This is a genomic window from Micromonospora sp. RP3T (assembly GCF_003027925.1).
Lineage (GTDB): Bacteria > Actinomycetota > Actinomycetes > Mycobacteriales > Micromonosporaceae > Micromonospora.
Genome location: NZ_PYPS01000042.1, coordinates 21,506 through 42,630, shown reverse-complemented (window position 1 = coordinate 42,630; position 21,125 = coordinate 21,506). Strand labels below are relative to the sequence as shown.

Sequence of the window (21,125 nt, the reverse complement as noted above, 5' to 3'; positions counted from 1 at the left end):
TACCGGGTAGTTATTTGTTCGTCACGGAGCGTGGCTAAACCATCGTCTTGGCCTCCTGTCAAGCCGAAGAAATACCTCTCACAGGGCCCCTGAGCTGCGCCAACGATCAGGACAGCGGTGAGACATCGGTGCCTGAGCGTGTTACCCTAGACACAGCGAAAGGGGTTTCGAACCTATGGTTTTCAGTGTCGGCGAGACCGTTGTTTACCCCCACCACGGGGCCGCACTCATCGAGGCAATCGAGACTCGGGTCATCAAGGGCGAGCCCAGGGAGTACCTCGTCCTGAGGGTCGCGCAGGGTGACCTGACGGTCCGGGTGCCCGCCGAGAACGCCGAGATCGTGGGTGTGCGCGAGGTGGTCGGCGAAGAGGGCCTGGGCAAGGTCTTCGACGTGCTCCGTGCTCCGCACACCGAGGAGCCCACCAACTGGTCGCGGCGTTACAAGGCAAATCTGGAGAAGCTGGCCTCCGGCAACCCGCTGAAGGTGGCCGAGGTCGTCCGCGACCTGTGGCGCCGGGAGCGGGAGCGGGGCCTGTCGGCGGGCGAGAAGCGCATGCTCGCCAAGGCCCGTGACATCCTCGTGGGTGAGGTCGCGCTGGCCGAGAAGAGCACGAAGGACGAGGCGGAGTCGCTGCTCGACAAGGTGCTGACCGAAGCCTGATCCGCACCGCTGCCTCTACCCGCAGCACCATGAACGAAACCGAGGACCGCGACGTGACCGCGCAGCTCAATCCGCGCGGTGACGTCGCGGTCCTCGTTCCTGCGGCCGGTGCCGGCGTACGCCTCGGTCCGGGCGCTCCCAAGGCGCTCCGGGCGCTCGGCGGCGAGCCGCTGCTGGTGCACGCCGTCCGCCGGATCGCCGCCGCGCCGTCGGTGCACACGATCGTGGTGGCCGCGCCGGCCGCCGACGTCGAATCGGTGCGGGCGCTGCTGGCCCCGGTGGCGCCGGTGACCGTGGTGCCGGGCGGCGCCGAACGCCAGGCTTCCGTCGCGGCGGCGCTCGCCGCCGTGCCGGCCGGGCCGGAGATCGTCCTGGTCCATGACGCGGCCCGGGCGCTCACCCCGCCCGAGCTGGTCGAGTCGGTGGCCGCGGCGGTCCGTGGCGGGCACGACGCGGTGATCCCGGTGCTGCCGGTGGTCGACACGATCAAGGAGGTCGACGCCGTCGAGCGGGTGCTCGGCACCGTCGACCGGGCCGTCCTGCGCGCGGTGCAGACGCCGCAGGGCTTCCGCCGGCCGGTGCTGACCGCCGCGCACCGGGCGGCAGGTGATCCGCTCACCGACGACGCCGGCCTGGTGGAGAAGCAGGGCGTCGCGGTCTTCTGCGTGCCCGGCTCCGAGCTGGCCCTGAAGATCACCCGCCCGTTCGACCTGACCCTGGCCGAACACCTCCTGACCACCGGCGCCTGACCGGCGACCTCCGGAGTTGACCAGGGGGTTCGCGTCGCCGTCCGGTCCGACGGTGACCCGTACTCCTTGATCACGGCGTACGCGTACGCTCGGCGTCATGATCGTTCCTCGGGTGGCCGTCGGCACCGACGTGCACGCGTTCGCGGCCGGTCGGCCCTGCTGGGTCGCGGGCCTGCACTGGCCGGGGCAGGACGGCCTGGCCGGCCACTCGGACGCCGACGTGGTGGCGCACGCCGCCTGCAACGCGTTGCTCTCCGCCGCCGGCCTCGGCGACCTGGGCGCCAACTTCGGCGTCGGCCAGCCGGAGTGGGCCGGCGCCTCCGGGGTGGCGCTGCTGACCGAGAGCGCGTGCCGGGTACGGGCGGCCGGCTTCGTGATCGGCAACGTGTCGGTGCAGGTGGTCGGCAACCGGCCCCGGATCGGTTCGCGTCGGGACGAGGCGCAGCGGGTGCTCTCCGAGGCGGTCGGCGCGCCGGTCACCGTGTCCGCGGCGACCACCGACGGCCTGGGCTTCACCGGGCGCGGCGAAGGGCTGGCCGGCATCGCGGTGGCGCTGGTGTACGAGGCGCCGCCGGCCTGACCCGTTCCGGGTCGCCGGGTGACGGCGGTTACGCTCGCCGGGATGCCGAGTGACGCCGCCCCCGACCAGTCCGCCGCCGACGGCTACCTGCAACGCGCCCACCTCCTCGCCGAGCTGGGCCGCTACGACGAGGGGATCGGCGAACTCGCCGCGCTGATCGCGGCGGAGCCCGCGCACCTCGCCGCGCTGACCATGCTGGCCCGGATGCAGCTCGCCGCCGGTCGTCCCGCCGAGGCGCTGACGGTGGCCGAGGCGGCGGTCGCCGCCGCGCCGGGGAACGCGCCGGCGCTTGTCGCACGCGGGTTCGCGCTGCTCGACCTGGAGCGTTGGAAGGCCGCCGCGGGCACCGCTGACGAACTCCTGGCGCTGGGCCCGACCGACGCGTACGCGCAGCGCAGCGCCGCCGCCATCCTGTCCGCCTCGCGCAACGGGCAGCCGGCGCTGGACGCGGCCTGGCGGGGCGTCGAGCTGACGCCGGACGAGCCGGAGGCGCACCTCGTGCTCGGCCTGGTAGCGGTTCGGCTGGAGCTGTTCGACCTGGCCGAGCGGGCCTACCGGGAGGCGTTGCGGCTGGACCCGGAGCTGGCCGGCGCGGGGCGGGACCCGGGCGTGGCCCGGCTGGAGCGACGGCGCTACGCGGAGACACTGGAGCACCTGACCGAGGTGGCCGACATCGCCCCGCCCGGCCCCGATCCGGTGCGTGCCGTCGACGCGGGCGTACGCCGGCTCGTGCTGTCCGCCGCCGGCTGGTCGCTGGCCGCCACCGTGCTGGTCGCCGTGCTGGGACCGACCGCGCCGGTCGCGTCCCGGCTGCTCGCGGTGCTGGCGGCGGTCGGGGTGGGGCTGCTGGCCTGGCGGCCGGTGAGCCGGCTGCCCGGCGTGCGGGATGCGATGTCCCGGGGTCTGGCGCCGGCCGTCTACGCGGGGGCCGCCGCGCCGGTGCTGCTGGTGGTCTACGCGTTGGTCGGCGGCCCGTGGCCGCTGGTGGGCGCCGTCACGGCCTCGGTGGTCGCCGGATTCGCCCTGCTCAACCGGGGGTAGGAAAGTCGCATGCTGACTGTCAACGCCTACGCGGCGACGTCCGCGACCGACCCGCTCACGCCGACCACCATCGAGCGGCGGGACCTCGGCCCGGACGACGTCCTCATCGACATCAAGTTCGCCGGCATCTGCCACTCCGACATCCACACCGCGCGCAGCGAATGGGGACCGACCACCTACCCGATCGTGGTCGGTCACGAGATCGCCGGCGTGGTGCGGGAGGTCGGCTCCGCGGTGACGAAGTTCGCCGTCGGCGACCGGGTCGGGGTCGGCTGCATGGTCGACTCCTGCCGGGAGTGCGACAACTGCCGCAAGGGTCTGGAGCAGTACTGCCTCAAGGGCAACATCGGCACGTACGGGGCGGTCGGCCGGGACGGCCAGCCGACCCAGGGCGGCTACGCGCAGGCCATCGTGGTCACCGAGGACTTCGTGCTGCGCATCCCGGACGGCATCGAGCTGGACGCCGCCGCGCCGCTGCTCTGCGCCGGCATCACCACCTATTCGCCGCTGCGGCACTGGAACGCCGGGCCGGGCAAGCGGGTGGCCGTGATCGGCATGGGCGGCCTGGGCCACATGGCCGTCAAGCTGGCGCACGCCATGGGCGCCGAGGTGACAGTGCTGTCCCAGTCGCTGAAGAAGCGGGAGGACGGGCTGCGGCTCGGCGCCGACCACTACTACGCCACCTCGGACGAGGGGACGTTCACGGAGCTGGCCGGCTCGTTCGACCTGATCGTCAACACGGTCAGCGCGGCCATCGACATGGACGCCTACCTCGGGCTGCTGGCCGTGGACGGGACGCTGGTCAACGTGGGCGCGCCGGAGGACCCGCTGTCGGTGCGCGCGTTCTCGCTGATCCCGGCCCGGCGGTCGTTCGCCGGCTCGATGATCGGCGGCATCGCGGAGACCCAGGAGATGCTCGACTTCTGCGCCGAGCACGGGCTGGGCGCCGAGATCGAGGTGATCCCGGCCGAGAAGATCAACGAGGCGTACGAGCGGGTGCTCGCGTCCGACGTGCGCTACCGCTTCGTCATCGACACCTCGACGCTCTGACGACCTGCCGAAGAAGGGGCCGCGCCCGGCGCGGCCCCTTCTTCGCGTACGTCAGGGCTTGCGCGCCCAGGTCCAGGCGTAGCCGTCGTCCTCACAGGCGGTGCCCGCGTCGCAGAGGTCCAGCGGGCGGAACGTGTCCACCATGACCGCCAGCTCGTCGAAGAAGTCCGCCCCGATCGACCGCTCGGCGGCGCCCGGCTGCGGGCCGTGGGTGAAGCCGGACGGGTGCAGCGAGATCGAGCCCTGCTCGATGCCGGAGCCGCGCCGGGCCTCGTAGTTGCCGCCGGTGTAGAACAGCATCTCGTCCGAGTCGACGTTGTGGTGGTTGTACGGCACCGGGATGGCGGCCGGGTGGTAGTCGACCTTGCGCGGCACGAACGAGCAGATCACGAAGTTCGGGCCCTGGAACGTCTGGTGCACCGGCGGCGGCTGGTGGATCCGCCCGGTGATCGGCTCGAAGTCGTGGATGGAGAACGCCCACGGGTACAGGTGCCCGTCCCAGCCGACCACGTCGAACGGGTGGTTCGCGTAGACGTACCTCGTCCAACCGCGCCGGTGCTTGACCAGCACCTCCACCTCCTCGCCGTCGACCAGCAGCGGGGTGTCCGGGCCCCGGACGTCGCGCTCGCAGTAGGGCGAGTGCTCCAGGAACTGCCCGCGTACGGAGAGGTAGCGCTTGGGTGGGCCGATGTGGCCGGACGCCTCGACGGCGAGCAGCCGGGTCGGCTCGTCGCCGGTCGGCACCAGGCGGTGGATGGTCGAGGTGGGGATGACGACGTAGTCGCCGGCCACCGCGTCGAGCACGCCGAACGGCGACTCCACCCGCATCGAGCCGGACTCCAGGTAGAGGCAGTGGTCGCCGGTGGCGTCGCGGAACAGCGGCGACGGCCGGTCGGCCAGCACGTACGCGATCCGGACGTCGTCGTTGGCGAGCAGGTAACGCCGGCCGAGCACCGGGTCCGCGCCACCGCCGTCGAGCTTGTGGGTGCGCAGGTGACGCGGCTTGAGCGGCAGGTTCGGCACCCGGGTGACGGTCGGCGGGGCGAACTCCTCGGCGGCGAGGATCGCGGTCGGCGCGTGCCGGTGGTAGAGCAGCGACGAGTCGGCGGAGAAGCCCTCCTGACCGACCAGCTCCTCGGCGTAGAGCGTGCCGTCGGGCTGCCGGAACTGGGTGTGGCGCTTGCGGGGCACCTCGCCCACGCTGCGGTAGTACGGCATGTCGCCTCCGTTATGTCCCGTTGGCCGGCCGGTGGCGTCCGATAATCGGACGCTGTTGTCCGTTCCTCGTAGCGTCCCGTACATTCTTCTCTCGTGTCAACGCAGGTGCCCCGCCTCCTCGCCGGCCTGGTCGACGACGCCGCGGTCTTTCCGCCCGGCAACGCCGCGCTGCCCGACGCGGTGACCGCGCACCGCCGGCACCGCGACGCCTGGTACGCCGGCCTGGTCGGCCCACTGCTGCTGCCCGCCTCGGAGATCGAGGACGGCGCGCTGCACGGCCGGGTGGACCCGTCCGAAGGCTTCGTCATCGGGCTGATCGGCGACACCGGCCTCGACCGGCTGCCCGCCGCGCTCGCCGCCCTGACGCCGGACGGCGTCACCGCCCGGCAGGTCGAGGCGCCGGTCGCCAAGCGGGGCGAGGACCCGCAGCCCGGCCTCGCCGAGCTGGTCGCGCTCGCCGGGCGGCTCGACGCCACCGCCGTCTACGCGGAGATCCCACTGACCTTCGGGCTGATGGGGGCGCTGGACGCGCTCGCCGAGGCGCGGGCCGGCGGACTGCCGGTGGCGGCCAAGTTCCGGACCGGCGGGTTGGCCGCCGAGCTGTTCCCGACCCCGGTCGAGCTGGCCGCCGTCATCTGCGCCTGCCGGGACCGCGACCTGCCGTTCAAGCTCACCGCCGGGCTGCACCACGCGATCCGGCACCGCGACCCGGAGACCGGCTTCACCCACCACGGTTTCGTCAACGTGCTGGCCGCCACGCTGGCCGCGGTCGACGGCGCCGACGTGGACGGCGTGGCCGAGATGCTGGCCGTCACCGACGTGGTGCGCGTGGTCGAGGCGGCCCGGAGCCGGCGCGAGGCGCAACGCCCGCTCTGGGTCGGGTACGGGTCGTGCAGCATCTCCGAACCACTTACCGATCTGATCCGGCTGGGGCTGGTGAACGGAGGCTACGAATCGTGAGCTGGGTACCGGGGGCGGCGGGTTCGCCGTACGGAGTGACGAACCTGCCGTACGGAGTGTTCCGGCACGGCGACCGCGAGCCGCGCGTCGGCGTCCGCATCGGCGACCTCGTGCTGGACCTGGCCGGCGCGGAGGCCGCCGGTCTGGTGCTGGCCGGCGGCGCGCTGGGCCGGCAGACGCTCAACGCGTTCCTGGCGCTCGGCCGGCCGCAGTGGACCGCCGTCCGGGAACGCGTCATCGAGCTGCTCACCGATCCGGCGCACCGGCCGGCGGTGGAGCCGCTGCTGGTGCCGGTGGGCGAGATCGAGCTGGTGCTGCCGTTCGAGGTCGCGGACTACGTCGATTTCTACTCCTCGGAGTACCACGCCTCGAACGTCGGCCAGATCTTCCGGCCCGGTCAGCCGCCGCTGCTGCCGAACTGGAAGCACGTGCCGATCGGCTACCACGGCCGGGCCGGCACGGTGGTCGTCTCCGGCACGCCCGTGGTCCGCCCCACCGGGCAGCGCGCCAGCGCTCAGGGCCCCACCACCGGCGCCTCCGTACGCCTCGACATCGAGGCCGAGGTCGGCTTCGTGGTCGGCGTGCCGAGCCGGCTCGGCGACCCGGTCCCGGTGGCCGACTTCGCCGACCACGTCTTCGGCGTGGTGCTTGTCAACGACTGGTCGGCCCGGGACATCCAGGCCTGGGAGTACCAACCCCTCGGCCCGTTCCTGGGCAAGTCGTTCGCCACCTCGGTCGCCGGCTGGGTCACGCCGCTGGACGCGCTGGCCGACGCGTTCGTGCCCGCGCCCGACCAGGACCCGCCGGTGCAGGCGTACCTCCGCGACACCCCGCACCTCGGGCTGGACCTGACGCTGTCGGTGGAGTGGAACGGCGAGCGGGTGGCCGAGCCGCCGTTCGCCACCATGTACTGGACGCCGGCCCAGCAGCTCGCGCACCTCACCGTCAACGGGGCGTCGCTGCGCACCGGCGACCTCTACGCCTCCGGCACCGTGTCCGGGCCGGAACGCGGCCAGGTCGGCTCGTTCCTGGAACTCACCTGGGGCGGGTCCGAGCCGGTGAAGTTCGCCGACGGCAGCCAGCGGACGTTCCTGGAGGACGGTGACACCGTGACGATCACCGCCACCGCGCCCGGACCGGACGGCACCACGATCGCGCTCGGCGAGGTCACCGGGACGGTCCTCCCGGCCCGCTGAGAGCCGGCTTTCCGAGCCCACGGCCCCGGTCGCACCCACTGTGCGACCGGGGCCGTTTCCTCGCGCGTTGATCGACGCGGATCGGGTGCGCCCCGGGCGGTGCCGGCCCTGGGCGGTGCCGGTCCGGGCGCATCCAGCAGGAAACACAGGAAGGACCGAGCATGACCGAGCTGATCGGTGCCGTGTGGCGCACCAGCAGCCGTTCCAACGACCAGGGCCTCTGCGTCGAGGTGGCCACGAACGTGGTGGCCGCGCACGGCGTGGTGGGCGTACGCGACTCCAAGGACCCGACCGGTCCGACGCTCGCGGTGAGCCCGCCGGGGTGGAGCGCGTTCGTCACGGCGTTGCGACGCGACGCCTTCCGCGACTGATCGATCCGGGCGACCCCGGTGTCCCGCCGTGGGGGCACCGGCGGCGGAAATGTCACGGTGGGGCTCCCCCACATCGGTGACGGCCCGTACCGTGGACGACACGGGAGGTGCCATGTCGACGGTGACCGTTTCCGCCTTCATCGAGGCGCAGGACGCCGACCTCTGGCGCCTGCTCACCGACCTCCCGGCGCGCGCCGACTGGCTCTCCGCGGTCGGCGCGGTCGAGGTGCTCACCGCCGGTGCGTTCGGGCCGGGCACCACCTGGCGGGAGACCCGCCTCCGGCCGGACGGCGGGGCCGAGCCGGAGGAGTTCGAGGTGGTCGAGGCCGTCCCCCCGCGCCGCCTGGTGCTCGGCTCACCCGGGTCCGGCGTCGACTACCGGATCACCTTCACGTTGCGGACCGTCGAGCGGCGGCGGCGCGGCTGCACCGAGGTCACCGTCGAGCAGGAGGCGGTGCCGAACCGGCCGTACGGCAAGGTGCTGGCGCTGATCCTCGGCGGCCTGGCCGCCCGGGCGGTGGACAGCGCGCTCCGGCGTGACCTGGCCGACCTGGCGCTGGCCGCCGGTCCCGCCCACTCCACCGAGGCGGCCTGAGCCCCCGCATCGCGCCCGGGCACGCTCGTGGTCGCCCCGGCGGCCACGGCACGGGCTGACCTTCCCGCCGTGAGCCGGGCGACCGGATCGCGGCCCGGCCCCGGCCGGTAGGGTGCCGGGGCGGAGGTGGCGGATGGCGAAGGCCGGCAGGCGGCGGGCCGTGGTGGCGCTGGTGGCGGTGCTGGCCGTCGCGGCGTCGGTCGCCGTGGTCGCCCGGGTGCTGGCGCCGGCCGAGGTCGAGACCGTGGCCCGGGACCCGTACCCGGAGGCGCCCGCACCGACCGTCGGGGTGATCGGGCGGCTGCCGGTGGCGCCGCTGGTCGTGGACGGCCGGCTCCGCGTCTACGCCGGCACCCGCCAGGTGTACGCGGACCAGCCGGTCACCGGCCGGCACCGGGTGACCCCGTTCTGGTCCTACCGCCGGTGGCCGGCGACGCTGGTCGGGGTGCTCGCCGAGGGCACCACGGTGGTCAGCCGCTGGTCCGACGGGAAGCTGGTGGCGCTGGACGCGCGTACCGGTCGGGTGGCCTGGCGGGCCGACGGCCCGGTGCCGGGGTCGGTGCCGGAGCCCCGCCGCACGTTCGCGGCCACGGTCTGGGATCCGGCCGGCCTGCACGTCGCCCGCACCGCGGACGGCCGCGACGTGCTGCTCGCCGCCGGTCCGGGCGCGGTCGGCGGATACGCGCTGGCCGACGGCCGCCGGCTCTGGCGTGCCGATGTCGGCCGAGGCTGCCGCACCGACGTGGGCAGCACCGCGAGCGGTGACCTGGTCGGGGTGGACAACTGCGCGGGACCGGCCACGGTCGAGCTGCGGGACGCGGGGACCGGCACGGTACGGACCCGCTGGCGGCCACCGGACGCACCGGGCCAACTCGTGGTCACGCCGGTCGGCTGCCGCGACGGGCACTCCGGCTGTCGTGGCCTGCGTACCGCCGGGCCGGGCGGCGAGCAGAGCCGGGGCTGGCTGGTGACGGATCCCGGCGAGCCGGTGGCCGCGCCGGGCCTGGACGCCCCCGGCTCGGTGCTGGACGGCGAGCGGGTGGTGGACACGTCCGGCGGCGTGGTGGTCGGGCGGTCCCCCCGCACCGGCGAGGAGCTGTGGCGCCGGGCCGACGTCCACCCGGCCCTGGTGCTCGCGCAGGAGCCGGGCCGGGTGCATCTGCTGACCGACCGGCGGGAACTTGTCACGCTGGACCCGCTCACCGGCGCGTCCCGGTCGGAGTTCGTGCTGGACGTCGGGCGGGACGGGATCGGGTGGCGACCGGGCCGGGCGTACGCGGTGGACGGCTACGTGGCGGTGGAACGGGTGCGGGAGCATGCCACCGAGACCGACGACGACCAGGGCTGGTTCCTGATGGCCGAGCCGGTGCTGCTCGCCGCCACCTGAGCGGCCGGCGCTTGCCGGTGAGAAGGGGCCCCTTCTCGACGCCAGGCGTTAAGCAGGGGCCCCTCCTTGCACGTCAGGCGAGGGCGGCCTCGGCGGCGGCCAGGAACGCGTCGTTCTCGGCCGGGGTGCCGATGGTGACGCGGACCCCGTCGCCGGGGAACGGCCGCACGATCACGCCGCGCGCCTCGCACGCCTTGCCGAACTCGATCGCCCGGTCGCCCAGCGGCAGCCAGACGAAGTTGGCCTGGCTGTCCGGCACGTCCGGCACGAACTTGCGCAGCGCCTCGGTGACCCGGTCCCGCTCGGCCACCACCAGCGCGCAGCGCCGCCGCACCTCGTCGGCCTGGGCGAGCGCGGCCAGCGCGCCGGCCTGGGCGGCCATGCTGGTGGAGAACGGGGTGACCACCTTGCGGACGGCGGCGGCCACGGCCGGCGCGGCCACCAGCCAACCGATCCGCAGGCCGGCCAGGCCCCACGCCTTGGACAGCGTGCGCAGCACCGCCACGTTCGGCCGGTCCAGGTAGCTCAGGCCGTCCGGCACCTCGGCGTCGGTGACGAACTCCCGGTACGCCTCGTCGATCACCACGAGCACGTCGTCCGGCACCGTGTCGAGGAAACGGTCCAGCTCGGCCTTGCGCACCGCCGTACCGGTGGGGTTGTTCGGGTTGCAGACCAGGATCATCCGGGTCCGGTCGGTCACCGCCGCCGCCATCGCCGCGAGGTCGTGCCCGTGGCCGGCGTCGTTCGGCACCCGCACGCTGGTCGCGCCGCTGGTCGCCGCGATGATCGGGTACGCCTCGAACGAGCGCCACGAGTAGAGCAGCTCGTCACCGGGCAGGCAGGTGGCCCGGACCAGGTGCTCGGCCAGCGCCACCGAACCGCAGCCGGTGGCGATCCGGTCGGCGTCCACGCCGTAGCGCTCGGCGAGCGCCTGGCGCAGCGCGACCACGCCCATGTCCGGGTAGCGGTGCGAGCCGGCGACCGCCTCGGTGACCGCCTCCACCACGCCGGGCAGCGGGCCGTACGGCACCTCGTTGCTGGCCAGCTTGATCGCCTCGGCCAGGCCCAGCTCCCGGGCCAGGTCGGCGGGGCTGCGGCCGGGCACGTAGTTGGGCAGCGCGTCCAGATCGACGCGGGTGAGCCGCAGCGGAGGCTGGTGACGTCCGGTCTCGGTCATGGGGTGTCTCCCGGGGGGTCGGCGCGGTCGCGCGGGGCGGTACGGGGGTCGGGCCGGTTGCGGGGGAGTTGGACCACCACGGTCTGCGCCCGCTTGTCGTGCAGCGCCTGGCGCAGCGGCTGGTCGAACAGGGGCGAGACGGCGTCGACGAACTGGAGCAGCAGGCCCAGCCCGCAGCAGTACCAGAGCAGCGTGGGCAGGCCCATCGTGCTCCACCGCCGGGTCGCCCGGCCGAAGCCGAGCGGCTGGTCCGCGTCGATCGGCAGCGCGCGTACGCCGGCCACCCGCTTGCCGAACGTCTGCCCGCGCGCCGCCATCGACGGCACCTCGTACGCGAACCAGAGCGCGGTGGCGATCAGCAGGATGGCGACCTGCAACCCGCCGGCCTGGTCGTCGATCTGGGGCAGCCCCTCGGTGGAGGTGTCGCCGTTCAACGCCCGACGCATCGTCTCCCGCAGGTAGGGCTCGATCGCCTCGAAGTAGCGGTAGACGAACCACCCGTTCACCACCACGTTGAGCAGGAACACCACGCCCAGGTCGATGAGGCGGGCGACCAGCCGGGCACCGTACGAGGCGAGCGGCAGTCCGTGCGGACGCGGCACCGGCGGCCGGCCCGGCCACTGCGGGTACGGCCACCCCGGCGGCGGCCCCTGCTGCCCGGGGTGGCCGGGGTGCGCCTGGCCGGCCTGGCCGGGTTGCCCCGGCTGTCCCGGCCACGGTCCGGTCTGGCCGGGTTGACCCGGCTGCCCGGGCCAGGGGCCCGCCTGGCCCGGCTGCCCGGGCTGTCCCCAGCCGGGGCCGGGGTGACCCGACGGGACCGGCCCGGCCGGCTGACCGGTGCGGCCACCCGGCGCGCCGGACGTCGGCCGGTCGGGGGCGGGGCCGGCGGCCGGCGTCGTGGCGGCCGGTTCGGGCTCGGCGGGCGGTGGACCGTCGGGCGGGGTGACGTCGACCGGGATCGGCGCACCGATCCAGCCCTCCCCGTCCCACCAGCGGCGGGTCTCCGGTTCGGCGGGGTCGACGTACCAGCCGGGTTCCAGACTCACGGACATGCCTCGCTGCACTCGTTCACGGTCACGGTGCAACCTTAACGACGACCGTGCCGGCGGCCTTGTCGTGCAGGCACTGCTGCCAGGGCTTGTCCCAGAGCTGCCAGAGGCCGTCGAGGTAGTTGAGGAACGGCACCAGCGAGGCGGCGACGAACTCGACCAGGTAGCGCTTGCCGAGCATGCCGCGGGTCAGCGCCGCGTCGGGCCGGGCCGGAACGATCCGCAGCTTCATCACCTTCTTGCCGAGCGTCTGCCCGGTCCGGCGGGCGTACTCCACGTGGTAGAGCCAGTAGAAGACCAGCAGCAGGAGGAACAGCCCCAGCTCGGCCAGGAGCACCGGCAGGAGGAAGTCGCCGAAGATCATCAACGGGTCGGGCTCGGCCACGGTGCCGTCCGGGCCGGGCGCCGGCATCCGGTCGATCATGCGGAGGACGAGCCAGATGAAGACCGGCGCGAAGAGCACCATCGCCACCGCGGTGGCGACCGCCGTGTCGATCAGCCAGGCCACCAGCCGCTCGCCGAACCCGGCCAGCGGCTGGCCGTTCGGGGCCAGGGCCGGTGGCACGGGCGCGGCGTGCGGGGCGTACCCGGGTGGGGGCGGCGGGTAGCCGGGGAGCGGCGGGTACGTCTGCGGGATGGGCTGTGCGGGCACCGCCGGGCCGCTGGGCGGCGCGAAGCCGCCGCCCACGGGCGGGGGCCCGGCGGGCGGCGGCGTCGTGTTCGGGGGAGGCTGGGTCACGCGGACAGTGTCACAGATTGCCGCGCTTCTCCTGCTCCCGCTCGATCGCCTCGAACAGGGCCTTGAAGTTGCCCTTGCCGAAGCCGAGGGAGCCGTGCCGCTCGATCAGCTCGAAGAAGACGGTGGGGCGGTCCTGCACCGGCTTGGTGAAGATCTGGAGCAGGTAGCCGTCCTCGTCCCGGTCCACCAGGATCTTGCGGGACTGGAGCTCCTCGATCGGCACCCGCACGTTGCCGATGCGGGCGCGCAGCTCCGGGTCCTGGTAGTAGGAGTCCGGGGTGTCCAGGAACTCGACGCCGGCCGCCCGCATGGCGTCCACGCTGGCCAGGATGTCGTTGGTGGCCACCGCGACGTGCTGGGCGCCGGGGCCCTGGTAGAACTCCAGGTACTCGTCGATCTGCGACTTCTTGCGGGCCACCGCCGGCTCGTTGAGCGGGAACTTCACCTTGCGGGTGCCGCTGGCCACCACCTTGCTCATCAGCGCGGAGTAGTCGGTGGCGATGTCGTCGCCGATGAACTCGGCCATGTTGCTGAAGCCCATGACCCGCTTGTAGAACTCGACCCACTCGTCCATCCGGCCCAGCTCCACGTTGCCGACCACGTGGTCGACGGCCTGGAAGAAGCGCTTCGGCTGGAGGCCGGCGTCGATCATCGGCTGGCGGTCCACGATCGGGGCGCGGGCCACGAAGCCGGGCAGGAACGGCCCGGTGTAGCGGGACCGGTCGACGAGCGTGTGCCGGGTGTCGCCGTACGCGCCGATGGCCGCCATCCGGACGGTGCCGTGCTCGTCGCTGACGTCGTGCGGCTCCAGCAGGCCGGTCGCGCCCTGCGCGGTGGCGTGCGCGTACGCGGCGTCCACGTCCGGCACCTCCAGCGCGATGTCGGAGATGCCGTCGCTGTGCTTCGCCACGTGCGCCTCGCCGTCGGCGCCCGGACGCACCACGCCGGTCAGCACGAACCGGGCCGAACCGCTGGTCAGCACGTACTGCGCGTGGTCCCGGTAGCCCTGCTCCGGCCCCCGGTACGCCACACAGGTCATGCCGTAGGCGGTGGAGTAGTAGTGCGCCGCCTGCTTGGCGTTGCCGACCAGGAAGTGCAGGTGGTCGAGGCCCTTGACCGGGAACGGGTCCCGGCTGATGTCGTGGTTGACGGCGCCGACGAGCACGTCGGCGTCGACCTCCTCGGTCAACTGGGGTCGGTCGATCGCCTGGGTCATGGTTGCCTCCCTCGCGTACCGGCCGGCCTCGTGGGCCGCCGTGGATGTGCTTCCGGCGAGCATCTCCGGATGTCCGGGAGCTGGGCAATAGTTGGCGGTTTTCCTGGTCAGGTTGCGCATTCGGTATCGTCAACTACCGTGAACACTGGTCAGGATGTGCAGCTCGACGAGTTGGACGCGCGCTTGATCGAACTGCTCGCCGAGGAGCCCCGGATCGGGGTGCTGGAGTGCTCCCGGCGGCTCGGCGTGGCCCGGGGCACCGTGCAGGCCCGGCTCGACAAGCTGGTCGGCCGGGGCGTGGTGGGCGGCTTCGGGCCGGAGATCTCCCCGGCCGCGATCGGGTTCGGGGTGACCAGCTTCGTCACCCTGGAGATCAGCCAGCGGCACGGCCACGATCAGGTCACCGCGCACCTGGCCGCCATCCCGGAGGTGCTGGAGGCGCACACCATCACCGGCTCCAGCGACCTGCTCTGCCGCATCGTGGCCCGGTCGAACACCGACCTCCAGCGGGTCATCGACCAGATCGTCGACTCGGCGGCCATCCGGCGGGCCTCCACCATCATCGCGTTGGCCGAGCAGATCCCCTACCGCACGCTCCCGCTGGTCCGCTCCGCGGCCCAGCGGGAAGGAAGGGCCCCCGCTTAACGCCTCCGGTAGAGGCGGGGCCCCCTCTTAACACCTCGGGCCGGGCAAGAAGCGGCGCGACACGCCCCGCACGGAGCCCGGGGAACGGTGATCGTCGCTACCGTGTCCGGTGTGAGGGGCCTAGGCATACGCGGCTGGTTGCTGCTCGGGCTCATCACCGTGGTCGTGCTCGCCGCCACCGGCGTCTGGAACCCCTTCCCCCGCCTCTGGGACTGGGTCGACCGGAGCAAGCCGATCTCCGAGCCGGACGTGGTCTGGCAGCAACGCGTCGGCGGCACCCCGCGCAGCGTCACCATCGCCGGTGACACCGTGATCGTCGAGCAGCGCACCCGGATCGAGGCCCGCAAGCTCGCCGACGGCAGCCAGCTCTGGGAGCGCAAGGCCGACTGGTCGGCGGTGGCCGGCAGCGGCCGGGAGTCGGTCGTCGCCGTGGGCAAGCTGCTCGACAAGGGGTACGAGGTCCTCGACCCGACCACCGGCGTGACCCGCCGACGCGACGAGCGCGCGATCGCCGTCTGGACGTACCGCAACCTGCTGCTCGACGCGTACTGCGTGCAGGCCACCGACTGCACGCTGCGGGCCTGGGACCCGCGCGGCACCGCGCCGCTGTGGAGCGCGTTCCTGCCCGGCGTGCACAGCGGGGTGCTCGCCGACAACCCGGAGCTGCTCGGCACCCGCCGGCTGGGCGCGACCCGCATCGACGGCGGGGTGGCCGGGCCGGAGTCGGTCCCGCCGCTGCTCGGCTTCCCGGTCGACGGCCGGGTGCACGTGGTGGACACCGCCACCGGGCGGGTGCTCCAGAACGTGCAACCCGGTCGGGAGGAGCGGCTCGCGGTGGTCGGCGGCCGGCTGCTCCGGGCCGCGGCCACCTCCCGCGACGGGAGCTGCTACTTCGTCGTCACCGCCGTCGACCCGGCCACCGGCCAGCAGGTGTGGCGACGGGCCGGCATCAACCTGCGTACCGCGGACGCCGCCGGCTGCGTGCAGCGGGAGGACCCGCAGGGTGCCCGCAACGTGCTCATCGGGGTGGCCCCGGACGGCCGGGAGGCGGTGCTCGACGGCTACGACGGCCGGCTGCTCCAGGTGGGCGCGGAGGGCGAGAAGCTGCTCGCCGTCGACGACCGGTACGCGGTGGTGCGCAGCGCCGACAAGGACTCGCTGCTCGGCCGCGAGCTGTCCGCCGACCGGACCCGGTGGACCCGGCCGGCCGGCCAGAAGAGCGGCGCGGCGCTCACCCCGTACGCCGTGGTGATCACGGAGGAGAAACCGTCCCGGCTGGTCGCGGTCGAGCCGCGCGGCGGTCGGGTGCTGGCCGAGCTGCGCACGTCGGCGAACGCCCTGGCGGTCGGCCCGAACGGCATGATCGTCGGGGAGGGGCGGGAGATCGGGTACGTCCGCTGGGGCACCGGAGGCACCGGAGCGCCGCCGGCCGACCAGGGTGCCGTGCCGGTGCCCGACCCGGGCGACACCTGGCGGCCCCCGGGCGGCCGGGGCGACTGCGGGCCGAAGAAGGAACTCTGCGCCGACGGGAAGTGACGTCGGGTGAGATCGGCGTCCCAGGACCCCACCGGCGGGTGTCACCGATCGACCGCTCTGCCCTAGGCTTTTCGGTCATGAGCAGTGCCGCCGCCTTCTCGTACGCGCCCCTCCTGCCGACCGGTCCCGACCAGACGGAATATCGCCTGGTCACCGACGAGGGCGTGGACGTCGTCAACGGCCCGGGTGGTCGCCGCTTCCTCACCGTGGAGCCGGCCGCGCTGACCGCGTTGACCGCCGAGGCCATGCACGACATCGCCCACTACCTGCGCCCGGCCCACCTGGCCCAGCTCCGGTCGATCATCGACGACCCGGCAGCCTCGCCGAACGACCGGTTCGTCGCGCTCGACCTGCTGCGCAACGCCAACATCGCGGCCGGTGGCGTGCTGCCGATGTGCCAGGACACCGGCACCGCGATCGTGATGGGCAAGCGCGGCCGGCACGTGCTCACCGACGGCACCGACGCGGAGGCGATCTCGCGCGGCGTCTACCAGGCGTACACGAAGCTGAACCTGCGTTACTCGCAGCTCGCGCCGCTGACCATGTGGGACGAGCGGAACACCGGCAGCAACCTGCCGGCCCAGGTGGAGCTGTACGCCGAGGACCCGGACGGCCATCCGGACGCGTACAAGTTCCTGTTCATGGCCAAGGGTGGGGGCTCGGCCAACAAGTCCTACCTCTACCAGGAGACCAAGGCGCTGTTGAATCCGACGCGGATGATGCAGTTCCTGGAGGAGAAGCTGAGGCTGATCGGCACCGCCGCCTGCCCGCCCTACCACCTGGCCGTCGTCATCGGCGGCACCTCCGCGGAGTACGCGTTGAAGACCGCCAAGTACGCCTCCGCGAAATACCTGGACGCGCTGCCGACGCAGGGTTCGATGAGCGCCCACGGTTTCCGCGACCTGGAGCTGGAGGCGGAGGTGCTGGAGCTGACCCGCAACTTCGGCATCGGCGCGCAGTTCGGCGGGCGCTACTTCTGCCACGACGTGCGGGTGGTCCGGCTGCCCCGGCACGGCGCGTCCTGCCCGGTCGCCATCGCGGTCTCCTGCTCCGCCGACCGGCAGGCGGTTGCCAAGATCACCCCGTCGGGCGTGTGGCTGGAGCGCCTCGAAACCGACCCGGCCCGCTACCTTCCCGACGTCACCGACGAGACGCTGGATACCGAGACCGTCGTCCGCGTCGACCTGAACCGGCCGATGGACGAGATCCGCGCCGAGCTGTCGAAGTATCCGGTCAAGACGCGCCTGTCCCTGACCGGCCCGCTGGTCGTCGCGCGGGACATCGCGCACGCGAAGATCGCTGAGCGGCTGGACGCGGGCGAGCCGATGCCGCAATATCTGCGCGACCACGCGGTCTACTACGCCGGCCCGGCCAAGACCCCCGAGGGTTACGCCTCCGGCTCGTTCGGCCCCACCACGGCCGGCCGGATGGACGCCTACGTGGAGAAGTTCCAAGCGGCCGGCGGCTCGATGGTGATGCTGGCCAAGGGCAACCGGTCCGCCCAGGTCACCCGCTCCTGCCATACCCACGGCGGGTTCTACCTCGGCTCGATCGGCGGCCCGGCGGCCCGGCTGGCCCAGGACTGCATCAAGCACGTCGAGGTGCTCGAATACCCGGAGCTGGGCATGGAGGCGGTCTGGCGGATCGAGGTGGAGGACTTCCCGGCCTTCATCGTGGTCGACGACAAGGGCAACGACTTCTTCGCCGAGGTCACCAAGCCGGTGCTCACCGTCGGCCGTCGCTGACGCCGCTGCGCGCGGCCCGGTTCCACCTTCCGACATCGGTGCGCTCGCCCGGCCTCGCGACCGGACGGGCGCACCGCCCCCGTCGGATGTCGTCACCGACAACCGCGACGAGTCTGTCCGGCGGCGCTGTCGATCCGCTATCAGATCACTATCGTCTCGCCGCGTCATGCGGTTACCAGCGGGTTACGCTGCAGTAAGTGCACAAAAGGGCGTACGGGGGCGGCGCATGCGGTTCGGGATCCTGGGACCACTGCGGGTAGGCGGGGGCGAAGCCACCGTCACCGCAGGTCGGGACCGGACCGTGCTCGCCCTCCTGCTGCTGCGCGCCGGTCGTGTGGTGCCGTTCGACGAGCTGATCGACGCCGTCTGGGAGGACCGTCCGCCGGCGACCGCCCGGGCCCAGCTGCAGATCTGCGTGTCGCGACTGCGGCAGCGCCTCGCGGTGCTGGGGTTGCCGCCGGACGTCATCGTCACCGATCCGGCCGGCTACGGCATCCGGGTCGCACCGGACGACCTCGACGCCGACATCTTCGGCCGGGCGGTGGACGCCGCGCGGGCCGCGGTCGCCGCCGGCCAGTCCGAGGAGGCGCGTCGCCACTACCGGGCCGCGTTGGCCCTGTGGCGAGGGCCGGCGCTCAGCGGCATTCCCAGCCGGAGCGTACGCCGACGGGCGCTGGCCCTCGACGAGCAGCGACTGGCGGCGTTGGAGGAACGCGTCGAGATCGAGCTGCGCCTACGGCCGGCGACCGACCTGGTCGACGAGTTGGTCGAGAGCGTCGAGCGGAACCCGCTGCGGGAGCGGCTGCGCGGCCAGCTCATGCGGGCCCTCGCCGCGGTGGGCCGGCAGGCCGACGCGCTCGCCGTCTACCGCGAGGGCCGCCGGCTGTACGCCGAGGAGCTGGGCATCGAGCCCGGCCCGGAGTTGCAGGACCTGCACCAGCGGGTGCTCGCCGGTGACCTGGCCCTGGGGGTCGCGGAGCACCGGTCCGCCGTGCCGGTCCGTTCGCTGCCGCGCGCGATAAGCGACTTCACCGGCCGTCAGCAGACCGTGGTGCGGCTGGTGAAGGAGATCGAGGAGGACCGGGTCCGGGTCCAGCTCATCGACGGCATGGCCGGCAGCGGCAAGACCACGCTGGCGGTGCACGTGGCTGCGGCCCTCGGTGACCGCTACCCGGACGCGCATCTCTTCGTCGACCTGCACGGGCACAGCGAGCGCATGCCGTTGACCCCCTCGGCGGCGGTGGCGGTCCTGCTGCGCCAGCTCGGGGTGCCGCCGGAGCGGATGCCGCTGGACCTGGCCGACCGGTTGACGCTGTGGCGGACCGAGCTGGCCGGCCGCCGCGCGCTCGTGGTGCTCGACAACGCGGCCGACAGCGCGCAGGTCACGCCGCTGTTGCCGAACGGCCCGGACTGCCTGGTGCTCATCACGAGCCGCCGCCGACTGGTCGGGTTGGACGAGGGGCGCCCGTCGTCCCTGCCCGTGCTCGACCCGGAGGAGGCGGTGGAGCTGCTCGTCCGGATCGTCGGCCGGGACCGGGTCGCCGCCGAACCGGAGGCGGCCGCCGAGGTGGCGCGGCGCTGCGGGCACCTGCCGCTGGCGCTGCGGCTGGCGGCGGCCCGGCTGGCGCACCGGCCCCGCTGGCGGGTCGCGGACCTGGCCGAACGGCTGGCCACCAGTCGGGACACGCTGTCCGAGCTGGCCGCCGGGGAGCGTTCCGTCGGGCAGGCGTTCGCGCTCTCCTACGCCCAGGTGTCGCCCACGGCGCAGCGGATGCTGCGGCTGCTCGGTCTGCCGCCGGGTGGTGGGTTCGACAACCGGGTGGCCGCCGCATTGGCCGACATCCCGCTGGCGGAGGCGCAGGATCTGCTCGACGAGCTGGTGGACGCGCACCTGGTGGAGGAGGCCGACCCGGGCCGCTACCGGCTGCACGACCTGATCCGCGAGTACGCCCGGACGCTGCTCGCCGAGGCGGGCCGGGCCGGGGAGCGCCGGGCGGCCCTGGAACGGCTGCTGGACCATCATCTCGACGTGGCTTCGGCGATCGCCCGGACGATCGAGTCGGCGGGCAGCCTGCGGTCCCTGCCCGCCCACCCGCCGCGCCGGCCCGACCTGGTCGACGCCACGCTGCCGCAGGGCCGGGCCTGGTTCGACGAGCACGTGGCGCTGTTGACCGCGCTGGTCCAGCTCGCCGAGGCGGAGGGCTTCCGGCGGCACTGCTGGCAGCTTGCCCGGGCGTGCTGGCGGGCCAACTTCGACAGTGGACACCTGGACGACCTGTTGGAGACGCACACCGTCGGCCTGCGCGCGGCCGAGGCGCTCGGTGACGAGGCGGCGGTGGGCACCATCTACAACTACCTGTCCTCGGTCTACTACCGGCAGGCCCGGTTTCCCGAGGCCATCCGGTTGATGCGGCGGGCCCTGGAGATCCGCCGGCGGCTCGGGCTCCGCGACGAGATGCGGGTGTCGCTGTGGAACCTCGGGGTGTCCTACTCGGCGAACGGGGATCACCAGCAGGGGATGGAGTGCCTCGACAGCGCGATGCAGATGATTCGCGGCGCCGACCACACGGCGGAGCTGGCCAACCTGATCAACAACGTGGCGTACGCGTTGCTGTCGGCCGGCCGGCACGCCGAGGCGCTGCGGCTCAGCCGCTCCCACCTGGTGCTGGCGCGGCAGAACGGGGACTTCCGGCAGTTGGCGAACGCGGTCGCGCACACCGGCATGATCCGGCACCGGATGGGTCACCTGGAGCCGGCCCAACGACTGCTGCGGGTCGCCCTGCGACTCAAGAAGAAGTACGTCGGCCGGTACGGCGAGGCGGAGGTGCTCAACGAGATGGGCGCCCTCCAGCGGCGGGTCGGCCGGCCCGAACGGGCGGCCGACCTGCACCGGGAGGCGCTGGTGGTGGTGACCGACTCCGGCGACCGGATCGGTCAGTGCGCCTCGCGCAACCTGCTCGCCCAGGCGCTGCTCGACCAGGGTGACGTGGCCAGCGCGCTCGACCTGCACCGCCGGGTGCTCGCCGACGCGACCCGGCTCGGGGCCCGTTACGAGCAGGCCCGTGCGTTGGACGGCATGGCCCGGTGCCTGCGCGACACGGATGCCGGGCAGGCCCGCCGCTACGCCGGCCGGGCGCTGGTGTTGTTCCGGCAGATCGAGTCCCCGGGCCGGCGGGCGACCGAGGAGCTGTTGGCCGAGCTGGGCTGAGG

At 73.4% G+C, this 21,125-nt stretch carries 19 protein-coding genes; 14 read left to right on the top strand and 5 right to left on the bottom strand.

What is annotated here, in order from left to right; all coding sequences use genetic code 11:
- The first annotated feature begins 175 nt into the window (after positions 1-175).
- From C8054_RS27170 to C8054_RS27150, 5 genes are all read left to right on the top strand, one after another.
- Positions 176-661 carry a CarD family transcriptional regulator gene (locus C8054_RS27170; RefSeq protein ID WP_091610855.1) on the top strand — a complete coding sequence of 162 codons (486 nt, stop codon included), beginning with the start codon at positions 176-178 and terminating at the stop codon, positions 659-661.
- Positions 662-714: 53 nt separating this feature from the next.
- Positions 715-1,410 (top strand): 2-C-methyl-D-erythritol 4-phosphate cytidylyltransferase, encoded by a 696-nt coding sequence (gene ispD, locus C8054_RS27165; RefSeq protein ID WP_107161777.1) that lies wholly within the window; start codon positions 715-717, stop codon positions 1,408-1,410.
- A 97-nt stretch (positions 1,411-1,507) separates the two neighbouring features.
- Complete coding sequence (ispF, locus tag C8054_RS27160; protein ID WP_107161724.1) at positions 1,508-1,990, top strand: 2-C-methyl-D-erythritol 2,4-cyclodiphosphate synthase; 483 nt, start codon at positions 1,508-1,510, stop codon at positions 1,988-1,990.
- Between the two features lie 42 nt (positions 1,991-2,032).
- Positions 2,033-3,031, top strand: a complete 999-nt coding sequence (locus tag C8054_RS27155) for a lipopolysaccharide assembly protein LapB (RefSeq protein WP_107161722.1) — start codon at positions 2,033-2,035, stop codon at positions 3,029-3,031.
- A gap of 9 nt (positions 3,032-3,040) precedes the next feature.
- A complete protein-coding gene (locus C8054_RS27150; RefSeq protein ID WP_107161720.1) occupies positions 3,041-4,081 on the top strand; it encodes an NAD(P)-dependent alcohol dehydrogenase in 1,041 nt (346 codons plus the stop codon).
- Positions 4,082-4,132: 51 nt separating this feature from the next.
- Here C8054_RS27150 and C8054_RS27145 read toward each other — a convergent pair whose 3' ends face one another.
- Entirely contained in the window at positions 4,133-5,299 is a 1,167-nt protein-coding gene (locus C8054_RS27145) for a homogentisate 1,2-dioxygenase (protein ID WP_107161718.1), read from the bottom strand.
- 93 nt (positions 5,300-5,392) lie between these two features.
- On the opposite strand from C8054_RS27145, the gene C8054_RS27140 reads away from it, so the two are divergent.
- The 5 genes from C8054_RS27140 (at position 5,393) to C8054_RS27120 (ending at position 9,808) form a co-directional block, all read left to right on the top strand.
- Positions 5,393-6,259: a hypothetical protein gene (locus tag C8054_RS27140; protein ID WP_199199941.1), complete on the top strand. Its 867-nt coding sequence runs from the start codon at positions 5,393-5,395 to the stop codon at positions 6,257-6,259.
- Entirely contained in the window at positions 6,256-7,455 is a 1,200-nt protein-coding gene (gene fahA / locus C8054_RS27135) for a fumarylacetoacetase (protein WP_107161713.1), read from the top strand. The genes C8054_RS27140 and fahA overlap by 4 nt, the downstream gene beginning before the upstream one ends.
- Positions 7,456-7,616: 161 nt before the next feature.
- A complete protein-coding gene (locus C8054_RS27130) occupies positions 7,617-7,826 on the top strand; it encodes a DUF397 domain-containing protein (protein ID WP_107161711.1) in 210 nt (69 codons plus the stop codon).
- A gap of 112 nt (positions 7,827-7,938) precedes the next feature.
- Positions 7,939-8,421 carry an SRPBCC domain-containing protein gene (locus C8054_RS27125; RefSeq protein WP_107161708.1) on the top strand — a complete coding sequence of 161 codons (483 nt, stop codon included), beginning with the start codon at positions 7,939-7,941 and terminating at the stop codon, positions 8,419-8,421.
- A 133-nt stretch (positions 8,422-8,554) separates the two neighbouring features.
- Positions 8,555-9,808, top strand: coding sequence for a PQQ-binding-like beta-propeller repeat protein (locus C8054_RS27120; RefSeq protein WP_107161706.1), 1,254 nt, complete (start codon positions 8,555-8,557; stop codon positions 9,806-9,808).
- Positions 9,809-9,881: 73 nt separating this feature from the next.
- Here C8054_RS27120 and hisC read toward each other — a convergent pair whose 3' ends face one another.
- Genes hisC through hppD form a run of 4 tightly spaced genes read right to left on the bottom strand, consistent with a single transcriptional unit; the run spans position 9,882 to position 13,989 of the window.
- Positions 9,882-10,985: a histidinol-phosphate transaminase gene (gene hisC / locus C8054_RS27115; RefSeq protein ID WP_107161704.1), complete on the bottom strand. Its 1,104-nt coding sequence runs from the start codon at positions 10,983-10,985 to the stop codon at positions 9,882-9,884.
- Positions 10,982-12,031: an RDD family protein gene (locus C8054_RS27110; protein WP_107161775.1), complete on the bottom strand. Its 1,050-nt coding sequence runs from the start codon at positions 12,029-12,031 to the stop codon at positions 10,982-10,984. Before C8054_RS27110 ends, hisC begins: the two co-directional genes overlap by 4 nt.
- 28 nt (positions 12,032-12,059) lie before the next feature.
- Positions 12,060-12,773 (bottom strand): RDD family protein, encoded by a 714-nt coding sequence (locus C8054_RS27105; RefSeq protein WP_107161702.1) that lies wholly within the window; start codon positions 12,771-12,773, stop codon positions 12,060-12,062.
- A gap of 10 nt (positions 12,774-12,783) precedes the next feature.
- A complete protein-coding gene (gene hppD / locus C8054_RS27100) occupies positions 12,784-13,989 on the bottom strand; it encodes a 4-hydroxyphenylpyruvate dioxygenase (RefSeq protein WP_107161699.1) in 1,206 nt (401 codons plus the stop codon).
- A gap of 138 nt (positions 13,990-14,127) precedes the next feature.
- Here hppD and C8054_RS27095 point away from each other — a divergent pair, with 138 nt between their 5' ends.
- The 4 genes from C8054_RS27095 (at position 14,128) to C8054_RS27080 (ending at position 21,123) form a co-directional block, all read left to right on the top strand.
- Positions 14,128-14,634 (top strand): Lrp/AsnC family transcriptional regulator, encoded by a 507-nt coding sequence (locus C8054_RS27095; protein WP_107161697.1) that lies wholly within the window; start codon positions 14,128-14,130, stop codon positions 14,632-14,634.
- A gap of 138 nt (positions 14,635-14,772) precedes the next feature.
- Positions 14,773-16,170 carry a PQQ-binding-like beta-propeller repeat protein gene (locus tag C8054_RS27090; RefSeq protein WP_233220203.1) on the top strand — a complete coding sequence of 466 codons (1,398 nt, stop codon included), beginning with the start codon at positions 14,773-14,775 and terminating at the stop codon, positions 16,168-16,170.
- 77 nt (positions 16,171-16,247) lie between these two features.
- Positions 16,248-17,915, top strand: a complete 1,668-nt coding sequence (locus C8054_RS27085) for a fumarate hydratase (RefSeq protein WP_107161695.1) — start codon at positions 16,248-16,250, stop codon at positions 17,913-17,915.
- Positions 17,916-18,141: 226 nt separating this feature from the next.
- The gene (locus C8054_RS27080; RefSeq protein WP_107161693.1) at positions 18,142-21,123 is read left to right on the top strand and encodes a BTAD domain-containing putative transcriptional regulator; all 2,982 of its coding nucleotides are present in this window, start codon (positions 18,142-18,144) and stop codon (positions 21,121-21,123) included.
- Positions 21,124-21,125: the final 2 nt, after the last annotated feature.